Source organism: Colwellia sp. Bg11-12 (assembly GCF_014076955.1).
Taxonomy (GTDB): Bacteria; Pseudomonadota; Gammaproteobacteria; order Enterobacterales; family Alteromonadaceae; genus Colwellia_A.
Genome location: NZ_JACGUZ010000016.1, coordinates 1 through 978 on the forward strand (window position 1 = coordinate 1; position 978 = coordinate 978).

Genomic DNA, 978 nt, shown 5'->3' on the forward strand with positions numbered 1-978 from the left:
TACATTTAATCGAATTCGCAATGCCGCATAACGCCCCATTAAGAGGCAAATAATAGTTGGCTAAAATAAGCGACGAAGGAGCAAATAGCCAGCTGTTATTTGTCCTGCTTGAATGGCTTGTTATGTGTAAATTACACCTTTCTTAAAGTTGAATGGTGCATAAGCCAATAAACAGCAGCTACAAAAACACCACCGACTAATGTAGCTATTCCCCAAATAATGGGTTTTACAAATATTGAACCTGTAGGCGGATACTTATCTTGACTACGAGCATCAAAATAGACAGCTACACCAAACAATAAATGAATAAGTCCATTACTCGCGAATAAAATAAGTGGTCCGAATGCATACCATTCTATTGGGATTGAATTTAACATGCTCAGTTTACTTCCTTGTTTAAATTTGCGGCAAGATATGACTTACACATAACGCCCCACTAAGAGGCAAATGATAGTTGGCTATAATAGAGAGCGAAGCGAACAAAGCCAACTGTTATTTGTCCTGCTTGAGTGGCTTGTTAGCTACCGAATAAACAGAAACTTAAAAGTAAATACTACAGTGATAACCAACATGAAGTAAAAGAAAAAGTAACTATATATTCCTAAAGTCTTTTGCAATGTGGCATTAGTGATTTTTTGCTTCTGGATTCGTTTACGACCAAGCCATGACATTGAGAGAAAACACCACATAGAAAAAATAACACTTAAACGAACTACAAATGAAGAGAATTCAAGATGTATTGAAACTACGGAAGTTAAAACACATACTCCAAATAATACTGCAGAGGCAAGCTCAAATAACTTATGTTTATTCATAATAATGAAAATTCAAACTCCATATTTTCCTAGGTAGCTAACGCCCCATTAAGAGGCAAATAATTGTTGGCTAAAATAAGCGACGAAGGAGCAAATAGCCAGCTGTTATTTGTCCTGCTTGAATGGCTTGTTATACGTATTTTATTTACCATACTTTAATTCA

Annotated in this window: 1 protein-coding gene; it reads right to left on the reverse strand. The window is 35.6% G+C overall.

Annotated features, from left to right (window positions below; all coding sequences use genetic code 11):
- Positions 1-131: 131 nt before the first annotated feature.
- On the reverse strand, positions 132-377 hold the full coding sequence (locus tag H4J39_RS00090; protein ID WP_182225433.1) for a hypothetical protein: 246 nt from the start codon (positions 375-377) through the stop codon (positions 132-134).
- Positions 378-978: the final 601 nt, after the last annotated feature.

Coding starts and splice junctions, on each gene's coding strand:
- H4J39_RS00090 (WP_182225433.1), bottom strand. CDS start 377: ATGTTAAATTCAATCCCAATAGAATGGTATGCATTCGGACCACTTATT.